Genomic DNA, 14,580 nt, shown 5'->3' with positions numbered 1-14,580 from the left:
CGTCGGCCGGGCGGGACTCTCGCGACACGCCCTAGTGCGGCGCCCCCCGCCAGCCCGACACCGGCAGGGCGAACTTCGCCACCAGCCGGTCCGTGAAGGACGCCTGGTGCAGCCGCGCGAGCCGTACGGGCACCGCCCCGCGCCGTACCTCCACCCGCGCGCCCGCCGGCAGTTCGACCGTCCTGCGCCCGTCGCACCACAGCACCCCGTGCGGCGTATGCGGCTGGACCTCCACCGCGAGGACCGACTTCGGCGACGTCACCAGCGGCTTCGCGAACAGCGCGTGCGCGCTGATCGGCACCATCAGCAGCGCCTCCACCTCCGGCCACACCACGGGGCCACCGGCCGAGAACGCGTACGCCGTCGAGCCGGTCGGTGTGGCGCACACGATGCCGTCGCAGCCGAAGCCGGTCACCGGACGCCCGTCGATCTCCAGGACGACCTCCAGCATCCGCTCGGGCGAGACCTTCTGCACCGCCGCCTCGTTGAGCGCCCAGTCCCGGTGCACGACGGCACCGTCGCTGTGCACGAGGACGTCGATGGTCATCCGTTCCTCGACCTCGTACGCGCGGGTCACCACCCGGTCGACCACCTTGTCCAGGTCGTCGCGCTCCGCCTCCGCGAGGAAGCCGACCCGGCCCAGGTTGACGCCGAGCATCGGCACGCCCGAGGCGCGCGCGAAGGCGGCGCCGCGCAGCAGTGTGCCGTCGCCGCCGAGCACGATCAGCAGTTCACAACCGTTCAGCGCGCCGGACGTGGCCTCCGGGACGGTCTCGACGGCCGGTGGGAGCGGCAGATCGGCCGCCTCGGTGGCCAGCACCCGTACCCCGAGGCCGTTGCGCAGCAGCCCCTGCACCACCAGTTCGGCGCTGCGGATCGCGGCGGGTCTGCCGGTGTGTGCCAGCAGGAAGACGGTGCGGTTCTCCGCACCGGCATCCCCACCCGCATCCCCACCGGCATCCGCACCGGTGTCCGTGGTCTGTTCAGCGTTCGTCGTCAACGGGGTCCCTCCGCCACAGCACGGTCGACATCGGCCGGATCGACTTCGGGCGCCCCGGCGTTGAGCCACAGGAAGTATTCGACGTTCCCGGCGGGTCCGGGCAGCGGGCTCGCGGTGACGCCGCGTGTCCCGAGGCCCAGCTCCGCCGCCTTGCGCGCCACCGCCCGCACGGTGTCGGCCCGCAGCTCCGGGCTGCGCACCACTCCGCCGCTGCCGAGGCGCTCCCTGCCCACCTCGAACTGCGGCTTGACCATGAGCACCAAATCCGCGTCGGGCGCCGCGCACCGCACCAGCGCGGGCAGCACCAGGCCGAGCGGGATGAACGACAGGTCACCCACGATCAGGTCCACCGGATCCCCCCCGATCATCTCCGGCGTCAACTCACGCACATTCGTACGGTCCTTGACGACGACGCGTTCATCGCTCTGGAGCGACCAGGCGAGTTGTCCGTAACCGACGTCCACGGCGACGACCTGCCGGACCCCGGCCCGCAGCAGTACGTCGGTGAAGCCGCCGGTCGACGCGCCCGCGTCCAGCGCCCTGCGCCCCTCGACCCGCAGGCCCAGGGGTACGAAGGCGGCGAAGGCGCCCGCGAGTTTATGGCCGCCGCGCGAGACGTAGCCGGGGTCGTCGGCGTCCTCCGCGACGACGACGGCGGCGCTTTTCTCTACCTGGGTGGCGGGCTTGGTCGCGGTGGCGCCGCCGACGGTGACCCGTCCCGCGGCGATCAGTTGGCTCGCGTGCTCGCGTGAGCGCGCGAGGTCGCGGCGTACCAGCTCGGCGTCGAGGCGTTGGCGTGCCACTCCTGCCACGTTCGGTTCAGCTCCTGTGGTCGTACGACGGTGAGGGGCCGGGCCGGGGGGCGGCCTGACCGGGTCCGGGGCGTACGTCGAGCGCGGTGAGCGCGTCGCGCAGGCCCCGGTGCACATCCTCGTACACGTCGAGGTGGCCGTCCGCCGGAAGGTGGTCCGCGTCGCCCAGTCTGGCCAGTTTCCCGTCCACTTCCGGGTCGCCGGTCGGCACGCGCTCGATACCGATCGGCGCGGGGACGGCGGGGTCATGGGCCGGGGAGTGCATCGCGTCGTGGGCCGGGGATGGGGGTTCGGGTGGAGGGGAGGCGTGCTCCTGGTCGGCCGGGCCCGCCGTCTCGTCGCTCATGCCCAGACGCTACCGCGAAGCCCTGCGGTACCGTCGATCACGATGGCGACGAAGGAGGAGTGCCGCAGCGCACTCGACAAGCTCTCGGACAACATGGCGCGGGCGGACGACGGGATCCGCGGGGCGGCCGGTTTCGACCGCTCGCTGAGCTGCCACATCACCGACCTCGACACGACCTTCACCGGCCGGTTCGACGACGGCCGGATCGAGGTGCTGGACACCCATGAAGGCCCGCCGCGCGAGAAGGCGCAGATCAGGCTGGCCATGAAGGGCGACGATCTGGTGGCCATGGTCGACGGCGAGCTGAACTTCGCGAAGGCGTGGGGCTCGGGGCGGGTCAGACTCGAAGCGGGTTTCCGGGATCTGCTGCGGCTGCGCTCGCTGCTGTGAGGAACGGGCGCGTACGGCTCACCACCCGGTCCGCCGCCCCCGCACGGCTCACTCGGCCGGCCCCACAGGCACCGTGTGCCGCGCCCTGCGCGCGGCCGGGACGACCAGCGGCGTACCGGTCTCCGGGTCGTCGATGACCTGGCAGCGCAACCCGAAGACGCGCTCCACCAGCTCCGCCGTGACGACCTCGGCGGGCGGCCCCTCGGCGTAGATCTCGCCCTCGCGCATCGCGATGAGGTGCGTGGCGTAGCGGGCGGCGTGGTTGAGGTCGTGCAGGACGGCGACGAGCGTACGGCCCTGGGTCTCGTGCAGATCGGCGCAGAGGTCGAGGACATCGATCTGGTACTGGATATCCAGGAATGTGGTGGGCTCGTCCAGGAGCAGCAGCGGCGTCTGCTGGGCGAGCGCCATGGCGATCCAGACACGCTGCCGCTGTCCGCCGGACAATTCATCGACATAGCGATCGGCCAGCTCACCGACGCCGGTCGACGCCATCGACTCCTCGACAATCCGTTCGTCGTCACGGGACCACTGGCGCAGCAGCGCCTGGTGCGGGTAGCGGCCGCGCGCGACAAGGTCGGCGACCGTGATGCCGTCCGGTGCGAGGGACGACTGCGGCAGCAGCCCCAGCGTGCGGGCGACCTTCTTGGGCGGGCATGGAGTGGATCGCGGCGCCGTCGAGCAGGACACGGCCCCGGGACGGCTTGAGCATCCGGGACAGGGCGCGCAACAGGGTCGATTTACCGCAGGCGTTGGGGCCGACGATCACGGTGAAGGAGTGGTCGGGTATCTGGACGGAGAGGTCGCGGGCGATGACCCGCTGGTCGTAGCCGAGGGTCACCGTATCCGCCGCGAGGCGCTGCATGGTCGTACTCCTGAAGGTGTGAGGGGAGGCCGGGACTGAGGCGGAGACGGGGACGGAGACAGAGGCGGAGGCGGGGACGGCTACGGGGGCGTCGGCGCTCATATGCGGCCCGCCTTGCGCTCGGTGACCAGCAGCCAGAGCAGATAGCAGCCGCCGAGCACACCGGTCACCACACCGGCCGGCACCTGACGCTCGCCGAACGCCGACGTCGCCGCCCAGTCGGCGACCAGCAGCAGCAGAGCCCCCATCGCGGCGGCCGGGCCGAGGTTGGGGCCGGGCGAGCGGGTCAGCCGGCGCGCGAGCTGGGGCGCGCCGAGGGCGACGAAGGTGATCGGACCAGCGGCGGCGGTGGCGACGGAGACGAGCAGCACGGCGGCGCCCAGCAGGACGAGCCGGGTGCGTTCGACCCGTACACCGAGCGCGTACGCCGCGTCGTCGCCCATCTCCAGCATGCGCAACGGCCGTCCGTACACGAGCGCGAGCGGGATCAGTACGGCGCAGACGGCGAGCAGCGGCCAGACCTGCGCCCAGTCCCGGCCATCCAGCGAGCCCGTCATCCACAGCACGGCGCGCGTCGCGTCGATCAGGCTGGCCTTGGTGATCAGGTAGTGGTTGACCGCCGTGAGCATGGCGGCGACACCGATGCCGACGAGGACCAGCCGGTAGCCGTGCACGCCGCGCTTCCAGGCGAGCAGATAGATCCCCGTACCCGTCAGCAGACCACCGACGACGGCCCCGCCAGCGACGGCGGCCGAGCCGGCCTGGAAGACGACGATCGCGGTCAGCGCGCCGACGGTCGCGCCCTGGCCGAAGCCGATGACGTCCGGACTGCCCAGCGGATTACGGGAGATGGACTGGAACACCGCGCCGCCGACCCCGAGGGCCGCGCCGACGAGCAGGCCCACCAGAATCCTCGGCAGCCGTAGCTCCTGGACGATGATCTCCTGCGCCGTCGTGCCGTTTCCGAGGAGCGTGGCGACGACGTCGCCGGGCGCCATGGCGAAGTCGCCCTGCCCGATGAGGATCACGGACATCGCGCCGGCGGCGAGAAGGAGGATCAGGACGACGACGGCGGACCGGACGTCCACCCTGACGGAGAGACCACCGGGGGTACGGATCGCGCGCGCCGGGCGCGTCCGGCCGCCAGTGGCGGCAGCGCCGGCCTTGGTCGCAGTGCCCGCCTTGGTGGTCAGGTCGTCGCTCACAGTTGGGCCATCCTCTTGCGGCGTACGAGCTGGATGAAGACGGGCCCGCCGATGATCGCGGTGACGATGCCGACCTGCACCTCCGCCGGCCGCGCGACGACGCGCCCGATCACGTCGGCGCCGAGCAGCAGTACGGGCGAGAGCACGGCCGCGTACGGCAGGATCCACCGCATGTCCGGCCCGGTGATGGCCCGTACGAGATGCGGCACCATCAGCCCGACGAAGACGATCGGCCCGCAGGCGGCGGTCGCCCCGCCGCACAGCAGCGTGACGCTGAGCATGGCGAGGACACGGGTCCGGGTGAGATGGGCGCCGAGCGATCTGGCGGTGTCGTCGCCCATCTCCATCGCGTTGAGCGGCCGGGCGATCAGCAGCGCGAGGACGACACCGGCGGCGATGAACGGCCACACCTTGCCGACAGTCGACATGTCGGCCGACGCCAGTGACCCCACGGTCCAGAAGCGCAGCCGGTCGAGAGCCGCCGAGTCGAGGAGTTGCACCGCGTTGACGTAGCCGAACAGCGCCGCCGTCGCGGCGGTGCCGGCGAGGGCGAGCCGTACGGGTGTCGCGCCGCGGCTGCCGCCGATCGCGTACACGAGTACGGAGACGATCGCGGCGCCGGCGAAGGCGAACCACACGTAGCCGCCGATGGACGTGACACCGAAGAAGCTGATGGCCGAGACCACCGCGGCGGCGGCGCCCGCGTTGACACCCAACAGCCCCGGTTCGGCAAGGGGGTTGCGGGTCAGCGCCTGCATCACCGCGCCCGCGAGCCCGAGCGCCGTGCCGACGAGCAGCCCGAGCACCGTCCGGGGCAGCCGGACGTCGGCGACGATCACGTCGTTGCCGGTGCCGGAGTTGTGGAACAGGCCGTGCCATACGTCGCCGAGCGGCATCGGCTTGGCGCCGACGGCGAGACCGGCGGCGCAGACGAGCAGCAGGACGCCGACGGACACCAGCAGCCCGGCGGCGCGCAGCGTGCGGCGCTTGCGGGTCACGGTGAGCGGCAGGGACTCCGCGCTCTGTTCGGATTCGGGGGGACTTTCGGGGGGACTGTCGACCAACACGGAGTTAGGTTAGCCTACCCTCATACTCGCTCCTCAAGAGGGAAGCCCTGGGGAGGCACCGTAAATGAACAGCCCCCTTCCGGTTCCGGCCGGGGTTCCTCCGCACACACCGAGGCCGGCCCGATGACCGACGCTCCGTTCCAGTTCTTCGCCCTGCGTGTGCTGCGTACGACACGCCCCACCCCCTCATTCGTCCGCGTCACCTTCGGCGGCGACGTCGCGCGCTTCGCGTCGGCCGGCCGGGACCAGCGCGTGAAGCTGTTCCTGCCGGGGCCGGGCCAGGACGCCCCCGTCCTGCCGGGCCCGGAGGACGGGCACTGGTGGGACGCGTGGCGCGCCCTCGACCCGGACGTACGGGGCGTCATGCGGACGTACACGGTGCGCGAACTACGGCGCGCAACACAGGAGTTGGACATCGACTTCGCCCTGCACGAGATGTCGGCGGAGGCGGAGGCGGGGGCGGGGGCGGGGGCGGGGTCCGGCGAGGGCCCGGCCACCCGATGGGCCTCGAACGCCGGACCCGGTGACCGGGTCGGGATCCTCGCCCCGATCCACGAGGAGAACGCCGGATACGACTTCCGGCCGCCGGACGGCACCGACTGGATTGTGCTGACCGGCGACGAGTCCGCGCTCCCGGCGGTCGCCGGAATCCTTCAGTCCCTGCCGGCCGGCATCCCCGCCCATGTCTGGATCGCGCTCGACCACGCCGCCGACCGGTGGGAACTTCCCACCAAGGCCGACGCGCACGTGACCTGGCTCGTACGGGACGAGTCCGCGCCCGCCACCGAGGACGCGATCCGCGCGGCCGACGACCTGCCGGACGGCACACCGTACGCCTGGATCGCGGGCGAGTCGGCGACCGTCAAGGCCGTCCGCAGACACCTCGTCGGCGAGCGCGGCTTCGACCGCAAGGCGGTGAAGTTCACCGGCTACTGGCGGCGCGGGACCTCCGAGGACGAGCTGCTGCGCTCGGGCGAGGACGCGTAGCGCCTGCCGGCGGATCTTCGCGGGGGCAGGCCCTGGCGCGCCCGTGTCCTCAATCGCCGGACCGGCTCATTTGAGCCCGTCCGGCGATTGAGGACAGAACACACGACCCGTCACAAGCCCTAAAACCCCAGCTTCGCCAGCACCTTGCCCGCGTCCAGACCGCACGCCCCGTCCCCCGCGTACGTCCAGGCCGCGCCGCACAGCGCCCGCAGTCCGTCCAGCGCTCCGCCGTCCCCGTCGAGGACCAGGGCGTCGTCCCGTACGGAAGCGGTCCACCCACCGCACCCGAACGCGCCGTCCCTGACGACCACTTCGGGCTGCCCGGTCAGCAACCCCCGCAGATCCGCGTCCACATACGTCGGCCGGTACTTCGGCTCGGCGGCCAGCAGCAGCGCCCCGTCCGTCACCCCGGTCAGCACCAGCAGCGAGTCCACACCACCGTTGAACGCGCCCTCGATGTCGGTGTCCAGCCGGTCCCCCACGACGATCGGCCGCTTCGCCCCCGTACGCAGCACCGTCTCCCGGTGCATCGGCGGCAGCGGCTTGCCCGCGACCTGCGGGTCGGCGCCCGTGGCGATCCGTACGACCTCCACGGCCGCCCCGTTGCCCGGCGCGATCCCACGCGCGCTCGGAATGGTCAGATCGGTGTTGGACGCGAACCACGGCACGCCCCGCGCGATCGCGTACCCGGCCTCGGCGAACCGCCCCCACGCCAACTCCGGCCCCCCGTACCCCTGCGCCACGGCCGCCGGGTCGTCGTCGGCCGACTCCACCGGCTCGAGTCCCCGCTCGCGCAACGCGACCCGCAGCCCCTCACCGCCGATCACCAGCACCCGCGCACCGGCCGGCACCTGCTCGGCGATCAGCCGCGCCACCGCCTGCGCCGACGTGATCACCTCGGCGGGCTCGGCGGGCACCCCCAACTCCGTCAGATGCGCGGCGACGGTGTCCGGCGTCCGCAGCGCGTTGTTGGTGACATACGCGAGACGCATCCCGCCGTCCCGGGCCGTGACCAGCGAACCGACCGCGTGCTCGATGGCCTCGCCACCCGCGTACACCACGCCGTCCAGATCCAGCAGAGCCGTGTCGTACGCCTCGTTCAGCGCCGTCGCGCTGCAGTCGGGCCTGGTCCTGCTCGGCTGACTCATCAGTCTCCCGCTCCCTCTTCCGCCCCATGTCCGGGCGCTCCTCCCCCGATCATCGCTCATGGCCCGGCCCGCATACGATGCGGAGATGAACACCACAGGGCCGGCCGCGAGGGGCCTTCGCCTGATCCCGTTCCGCGGACTGCGCTACGTCCCCGAGCGGGTCGGCAGCCTCGCCGCCGTGACCTCGCCTCCGTACGACGTCGTCGTACGGCCCGACGGACTGCACCACCTGGAGTCGGCCGACCCGCACAACATCGTCCGGCTGATCCTGCCCCAGGCCGCGACCGCCGCCGACCGGCACCGCCAGGCGGCGAGCACCCTGCGCCGCTGGCTCGCGGAGGGCGTCCTCGCGCCGGACGCCGAACCGGCGTTGTACGTGTACGAGCAGCGCCACGGCGACCTGCTCCAGCGAGGCGTCATCGGGGCCCTGGCCCTGTCCACGCCCGCGGAGGGTGTCGTCCTGCCGCACGAGGACGTGATGCCGGACATCGTCGAGGACCGCGCGGCCCTGATGCGGGCGACCGCCGCCAATCTGGAACCGCTGCTCCTCACGTACCGCAGCGAGGGCAACGCGACGGGCACGACCGCCGTCATCGAACGCACCTCGCGCCGGGCGCCCCTGCTGTCCACCACCACGGAGGACGGCTTCAGCCACCGGCTCTGGGCGGTCACCGACCCCGCCGAACTGGCCGAGATCGAGAACGACCTGGCCGGCCGCCAGGCCCTCATCGCGGACGGTCACCACCGGTGGGCGACGTATCTGCGGCTGCGCGAGGAACACCCGTCGTCCGACGCGGGACCGTGGGCATACGGCCTGGTCCTGCTGGTCGACACCGCGCGCCACCCCCTCCAGGTCCGCGCGATCCACCGGCTGCTGCACCAACTGCCGGTCGCGGAGGCGCTGGCGGCGCTGGAGGCGGTGCCGGGCTCGTTCCGGGTCCGCACGCTCGACGGCACGCTGCCGGAAGCCGTCAAGGAGCTGTCGGAGGCGGCCGGTGAAGACGCCGGTGACGCCGGTGACGCCGGTGACGCCGGTGACGCCAACAACGCCTTCCTGCTGGCCGGCGACGGCCGCTTCCACCTGGTCGACCGCCCCGACGCGGAACTCCTCGCCCGTACGGTGCCGGCCGACCGCCCGCAGCAGTGGCGCGCCCTGGACGCGACCGTGTTGCACTCCACGCTGCTCGACCACATCTGGCGGATCCCGGACGCACCCGAGCACATCTCGTACATCCACGACACGGAAGCCGCGGTCGAACAGGCGGAACGCCACGGCAGTACGGCGGTCCTGCTGCACCCGGTACGCGAAGAGGTCGTACGGGAGCTGGCACGCCAGGCGGTCACGATGCCGCGCAAGTCGACGTCGTTCGGCCCGAAGCCGGCGACGGGCCTGGTGCTGCGGAGCCTCGCGGACGGCTGAGAAACGCGAAAGAGGGCGGCACCCCCGTGTGGGGATGCCGCCCTCTTCCGTGGTGCGGTCGTCGGTCGTCGTCGGATCAGGACTTGTCGCTGTCCGAGTCCTCGTCGGCGATGTCGTCGTCCTCGGGAGCCTCGGCGGCACCGGCGGGAAGACCGTGCTCGCCGTCGCCGTCGCCGTCGCTGTCGTCGCCGTCCTCGTCCACGTCGACGAACTGGACGCCGTCCAGGGCCGCCAGACGGTCCGAGGCGTCCGTGGCACCGTCCTTGTCGGCCTCAAGGGCCTTGGCGAACCACTCGCGCGCCTCGTCCTCGCGCCCGGCCGACAGCAGGGCGTCGGCGTACGCGTAACGCAGACGCACGGTCCACGGCTGTACGGAGTTCGAGCCCAGCTCCGGACCCTGCAAGGTCACGATGGCGGCGTCGATCTGCCCCATGTCCCGGCGCGCACCGGCGGCGACCAGCCGCATCTCGACCTGACCCGCCTTGTCGAGCTTCAGCACCTCGGGCTCACCGGCCATGGTCATGGCCCGCTCGGGACGGCCCAGTCCACGCTCGCAGTCGGCCATCACGGGCCACAGGTCGACGTTGCCCGTCATCCGCCGCGCCGCCCTGAACTCGGCGAGGGCTTCACCGTACTTCTGCGTCGCGTACGCGGCGAAGCCGGCGGCCTCCCGCACGGCGGCGACCCTGGAGGCGAGCCGCAGAGCCACGCGCGAATAGGCGTAAGCCTGGTCGGGGTCCTCGTCAATGAGGTTGGCGACCATGACAAGGTTCTTCGCGACGTCGTCGGCGAGCGTCTTGGGCAGGCTCATCAGCTCCTGCCGCACCGCCTTGTCGATCTCGTCGCCCGTGACGTCCTCCGGGATCGGCAGCCGCTTGATGGGCTCCCGGTCACGGTCACGGTCGTCACGGCGCCCGAACCCACCACGATCGTCACGGTCCTCACGACGGCCGTAACCGCCCCCGCCGGACGGCCGACCACCACGGCTGTCGTCCCGGTCCCGACGCGGACCGCTCGGGCGGTCGTCACGGCGGAACGACGGACGCTCATCACGCCGATCATCACGACGAGGCCCACTGGGACGCCCACCACTCGCAGGCCGACCACCGGTGCTCGGCCGCCCACCACGGTCGTCGTCCCGGTCCCGACGCGGACCACTGGGCCGCTCGTCACGGCGGAACGACGGACGCTCATCACGCCGATCATCACGACGAGGCCCGCCAGGACGCCCACCACTCGTGGGCCGACCACCACCGCCACCGGTGCTCGGACGCCCACCACTCGTCGGACGGCCACCACGGTCGTCGCTACGACGCGGCCCACTGGGACGCTCGTCGCGCCCACGGAACCCGCCGCCACCGCTGTTACCGCTGTTACCGGCAGGCCGACCACCGCTGGTGGGACGCCCGCCACTTGTAGGCCGACCACTACTTGTGGGCCGACCTCCACGGTCGTCGTCCCGGTCCCGACGCGGACCACTCGGCCGCTCGTCACGCCCACGGCCACCAGCACCACCGCTGCCGGCAGGCCGACCACCGCCGGTGGGGCGGCCACCACTCGTGGGTCGGCCACCACCGGCAGGCCGACCGCCGCTGCGGTTGTCGTTGCGGGCTACGTAGTCACCGACGCCGCCGCCCTTACCGGTGGGACGGCTACCACCACGGTCGTCACGACCGCCACGGGAACCGTTCCGATCACCACCGTCCCTACGACGTGATTCGCGCTCCGGACGGTCGTCGGGAGAGTTGGGGGACATCGGCACGGCTCCTGTCTTCGGGTACCACAGTCATTCTCACGCAGCCGGCGATCGGACGCGCTTCGTACAAAAGGCAGAGAAAACAAAAAAGACCCCTGGTCCAGCGTGAACGCTGGACCAGGGGTCCATGAAAGATTGTTCGGCGGCGTCCTACTCTCCCACAGGGTCCCCCCTGCAGTACCATCGGCGCTGAAAGGCTTAGCTTCCGGGTTCGGAATGTAACCGGGCGTTTCCCTAACGCAATGACCACCGAAACACTATCGGCCGTGTCCCGCACAAGGGGGACTTCGGCACTAAGCGAACAGGCACTCTATTCAATTGAGTACACAGAACCGGATATAAACACGGTCGTTCGTTGTCTCAGAACTAACACAGTGGACGCGAGCAACTGAGGACAAGCCCTCGGCCTATTAGTACCGGTCAACTCCACACCTCACGGTGCTTCCATATCCGGCCTATCAACCCAGTCGTCTACTGGGAGCCTTACCCCATCAAGTGGGTGGGAGTCCTCATCTCGAAGCAGGCTTCCCGCTTAGATGCTTTCAGCGGTTATCCCTCCCGAACGTAGCCAACCAGCCATGCCCTTGGCAGGACAACTGGCACACCAGAGGTTCGTCCGTCCCGGTCCTCTCGTACTAGGGACAGCCCTTCTCAAGACTCCTGCGCGCGCAGCGGATAGGGACCGAACTGTCTCACGACGTTCTAAACCCAGCTCGCGTACCGCTTTAATGGGCGAACAGCCCAACCCTTGGGACCGACTCCAGCCCCAGGATGCGACGAGCCGACATCGAGGTGCCAAACCATCCCGTCGATATGGACTCTTGGGGAAGATCAGCCTGTTATCCCCGGGGTACCTTTTATCCGTTGAGCGACGGCGCTTCCACAAGCCACCGCCGGATCACTAGTCCCGACTTTCGTCCCTGCTCGACCCGTCGGTCTCACAGTCAAGCTCCCTTGTGCACTTACACTCAACACCTGATTACCAACCAGGCTGAGGGAACCTTTGGGCGCCTCCGTTACTCTTTAGGAGGCAACCGCCCCAGTTAAACTACCCATCAGACACTGTCCCTGATCCGGATCACGGACCCAGGTTAGACATCCAGCACGACCAGAGTGGTATTTCAACGGCGACTCCACCGGAACTGGCGTCCCGATCTCAAAGTCTCCCACCTATCCTACACAAGCCGAACCGAACACCAATATCAAACTGTAGTAAAGGTCCCGGGGTCTTTCCGTCCTGCTGCGCGAAACGAGCATCTTTACTCGTAGTGCAATTTCACCGGGCCTATGGTTGAGACAGTCGAGAAGTCGTTACGCCATTCGTGCAGGTCGGAACTTACCCGACAAGGAATTTCGCTACCTTAGGATGGTTATAGTTACCACCGCCGTTTACTGGCGCTTAAGTTCTCAGCTTCGCCACACCGAAATGTGACTAACCGGTCCCCTTAACGTTCCAGCACCGGGCAGGCGTCAGTCCGTATACATCGCCTTACGGCTTCGCACGGACCTGTGTTTTTAGTAAACAGTCGCTTCTCGCTGGTCTCTGCGGCCACCCCCAGCTCACACTGCAAGAGTGATCACCGGAAATGGCCCCCCTTCTCCCGAAGTTACGGGGGCATTTTGCCGAGTTCCTTAACCATAGTTCACCCGAACGCCTCGGTATTCTCTACCTGACCACCTGAGTCGGTTTAGGGTACGGGCCGCCATGAAACTCGCTAGAGGCTTTTCTCGACAGCATAGGATCATCCACTTCACCACAATCGGCTCGGCATCAGGTCTCACCCTGCATGAGAGACGGATTTGCCTATCTCTCGGGCTACACCCTTACCCCGGGACAACCACCGCCCGGGCTGGACTACCTTCCTGCGTCACCCCATCGCTTACCTACTACAAGTCTGGTCCGACGGCTCCACCACTCCCCTACACTCCGAAGAGCTCAGGGCGGCTTCACGGTCTTAGCATCGCCTGATTCAGTACTGGGCGTTTCAAAGCGGGTACCGGAATATCAACCGGTTGTCCATCGACTACGCCTGTCGGCCTCGCCTTAGGTCCCGACTTACCCTGGGCAGATCAGCTTGACCCAGGAACCCTTAGTCAATCGGCGCACACGTTTCCCACGTGTGTATCGCTACTCATGCCTGCATTCTCACTCGTGAACCGTCCACAACTCGCTTCCGCGGCTGCTTCACCCGGCACACGACGCTCCCCTACCCATCCGCACGCCCGTTGAGGCTATATGTACGAATGACACGACTTCGGCGGTACGCTTGAGCCCCGCTACATTGTCGGCGCGGAATCACTTGACCAGTGAGCTATTACGCACTCTTTCAAGGGTGGCTGCTTCTAAGCCAACCTCCTGGTTGTCTCTGCGACTCCACATCCTTTCCCACTTAGCGTACGCTTAGGGGCCTTAGTCGATGCTCTGGGCTGTTTCCCTCTCGACCATGGAGCTTATCCCCCACAGTCTCACTGCCGCGCTCTCACTTACCGGCATTCGGAGTTTGGCTAAGGTCAGTAACCCGGTAGGGCCCATCGCCTATCCAGTGCTCTACCTCCGGCAAGAAACACACGACGCTGCACCTAAATGCATTTCGGGGAGAACCAGCTATCACGGAGTTTGATTGGCCTTTCACCCCTAACCACAGGTCATCCCCCAGGTTTTCAACCCTGGTGGGTTCGGTCCTCCACGACCTCTTACAGCCGCTTCAACCTGCCCATGGCTAGATCACTCCGCTTCGGGTCTTGAGCGCGCTACTATACCGCCCTGTTCGGACTCGCTTTCGCTACGGCTTCCCCACACGGGTTAACCTCGCAACACACCGCAAACTCGCAGGCTCATTCTTCAAAAGGCACGCAGTCACGACTGACAGCACAAGTGCTGCCAGCGACGCTCCCACGGCTTGTAGGCACACGGTTTCAGGTACTATTTCACTCCGCTCCCGCGGTACTTTTCACCATTCCCTCACGGTACTATCCGCTATCGGTCACCAGGGAATATTTAGGCTTAGCGGGTGGTCCCGCCAGATTCACACGGGATTTCTCGGGCCCCGTGCTACTTGGGTGTCTCTCAAACGAGCCGTTAATGTTTCAGCTACGGGGGTCTTACCCTCTACGCCGGACCTTTCGCATGTCCTTCGCCTACATCAACGGTTTCTGACTCGCCTCACAGCCGGCAGACTGTGAAAGAGAGATCCCACAACCCCGTATGCGCAACCCCTGCCGGGTCTCACACACATACGGTTTGGCCTCATCCGGTTTCGCTCGCCACTACTCCCGGAATCACGGTTGTTTTCTCTTCCTGAGGGTACTGAGATGTTTCACTTCCCCTCGTTCCCTCCACATACCCTATGTGTTCAGGTACGGGTGACAGCCCATGACGACTGCCGGGTTTCCCCATTCGGAAACCCCCGGATCAAAGCCTGGTTGACGGCTCCCCGGGGACTATCGTGGCCTCCCACGTCCTTCATCGGTTCCTGGTGCCAAGGCATCCACCGTGCGCCCTTAAAAACTTGGCCACAGATGCTCGCGTCCACTGTGCAGTTCTCAAACAACGACCAACCACCCGCCACCCCACCGCATACACA

General features: G+C 68.5%; 10 protein-coding genes, 2 rRNA genes and 1 pseudogene. 3 read left to right on the top strand and 10 right to left on the bottom strand.

Annotation, left to right across the window (positions count from 1 at the left end; translation table 11 throughout):
- Positions 1-31: 31 nt before the first annotated feature.
- The 3 genes from OG329_RS34000 to OG329_RS33990 are packed head-to-tail and all read right to left on the bottom strand — an operon-like array spanning position 32 to position 2,158.
- Positions 32-1,000: an NAD kinase gene (locus OG329_RS34000; protein ID WP_405800324.1), complete on the bottom strand. Its 969-nt coding sequence runs from the start codon at positions 998-1,000 to the stop codon at positions 32-34.
- Positions 997-1,812, bottom strand: coding sequence for a TlyA family RNA methyltransferase (locus OG329_RS33995; protein ID WP_405800322.1), 816 nt, complete (start codon positions 1,810-1,812; stop codon positions 997-999). Before OG329_RS33995 ends, OG329_RS34000 begins: the two co-directional genes overlap by 4 nt.
- Before the next feature lie 7 nt (positions 1,813-1,819).
- Positions 1,820-2,158, bottom strand: a complete 339-nt coding sequence (locus OG329_RS33990) for a hypothetical protein (RefSeq protein ID WP_405800321.1) — start codon at positions 2,156-2,158, stop codon at positions 1,820-1,822.
- Between the two features lie 42 nt (positions 2,159-2,200).
- Here OG329_RS33990 and OG329_RS33985 point away from each other — a divergent pair, with 42 nt between their 5' ends.
- On the top strand, positions 2,201-2,548 hold the full coding sequence (locus OG329_RS33985) for an SCP2 sterol-binding domain-containing protein (protein WP_405800320.1): 348 nt from the start codon (positions 2,201-2,203) through the stop codon (positions 2,546-2,548).
- A 48-nt stretch (positions 2,549-2,596) separates the two neighbouring features.
- Here the strand turns inward: OG329_RS33985 and OG329_RS33980 are convergent.
- The 3 genes and pseudogenes from OG329_RS33980 to OG329_RS33970 form a co-directional block, all read right to left on the bottom strand.
- A pseudogene (locus OG329_RS33980) lies at positions 2,597-3,413 on the bottom strand (ABC transporter ATP-binding protein).
- Between the two features lie 98 nt (positions 3,414-3,511).
- Positions 3,512-4,606 carry a FecCD family ABC transporter permease gene (locus OG329_RS33975; RefSeq protein ID WP_405802165.1) on the bottom strand — a complete coding sequence of 365 codons (1,095 nt, stop codon included), beginning with the start codon at positions 4,604-4,606 and terminating at the stop codon, positions 3,512-3,514.
- Positions 4,607-4,614: 8 nt separating this feature from the next.
- On the bottom strand, positions 4,615-5,685 hold the full coding sequence (locus tag OG329_RS33970) for a FecCD family ABC transporter permease (protein WP_405800319.1): 1,071 nt from the start codon (positions 5,683-5,685) through the stop codon (positions 4,615-4,617).
- Positions 5,686-5,808: 123 nt separating this feature from the next.
- Between OG329_RS33970 and OG329_RS33965 the strand changes: the two genes are divergently transcribed.
- Positions 5,809-6,672 (top strand): siderophore-interacting protein, encoded by an 864-nt coding sequence (locus OG329_RS33965; RefSeq protein ID WP_405800318.1) that lies wholly within the window; start codon positions 5,809-5,811, stop codon positions 6,670-6,672.
- A 119-nt stretch (positions 6,673-6,791) separates the two neighbouring features.
- On the opposite strand, the gene OG329_RS33960 is transcribed toward OG329_RS33965, so the two are convergent.
- Positions 6,792-7,820 carry an HAD hydrolase-like protein gene (locus OG329_RS33960; RefSeq protein WP_405800317.1) on the bottom strand — a complete coding sequence of 343 codons (1,029 nt, stop codon included), beginning with the start codon at positions 7,818-7,820 and terminating at the stop codon, positions 6,792-6,794.
- A gap of 85 nt (positions 7,821-7,905) precedes the next feature.
- Between OG329_RS33960 and OG329_RS33955 the strand changes: the two genes are divergently transcribed.
- On the top strand, positions 7,906-9,240 hold the full coding sequence (locus OG329_RS33955; protein ID WP_405800315.1) for a DUF1015 family protein: 1,335 nt from the start codon (positions 7,906-7,908) through the stop codon (positions 9,238-9,240).
- A gap of 76 nt (positions 9,241-9,316) precedes the next feature.
- Here the strand turns inward: OG329_RS33955 and OG329_RS33950 are convergent, their stop codons facing one another.
- The 3 genes from OG329_RS33950 to OG329_RS33940 form a co-directional block, all read right to left on the bottom strand.
- Positions 9,317-10,051 carry a hypothetical protein gene (locus tag OG329_RS33950; RefSeq protein ID WP_405800314.1) on the bottom strand — a complete coding sequence of 245 codons (735 nt, stop codon included), beginning with the start codon at positions 10,049-10,051 and terminating at the stop codon, positions 9,317-9,319.
- A 1,082-nt stretch (positions 10,052-11,133) separates the two neighbouring features.
- A 5S ribosomal RNA gene (rrf, locus tag OG329_RS33945) occupies positions 11,134-11,250 on the bottom strand.
- 136 nt (positions 11,251-11,386) lie between these two features.
- Positions 11,387-14,511: ribosomal RNA gene (locus tag OG329_RS33940) — 23S ribosomal RNA — on the bottom strand.
- Positions 14,512-14,580 lie beyond the last annotated feature (69 nt).

Source organism: Streptomyces sp. NBC_01506, assembly GCF_045040295.1.
Classification (GTDB): Bacteria; Actinomycetota; Actinomycetes; order Streptomycetales; family Streptomycetaceae; genus Streptomyces.
This window is presented reverse-complemented; position numbering and strand designations above follow the sequence as displayed.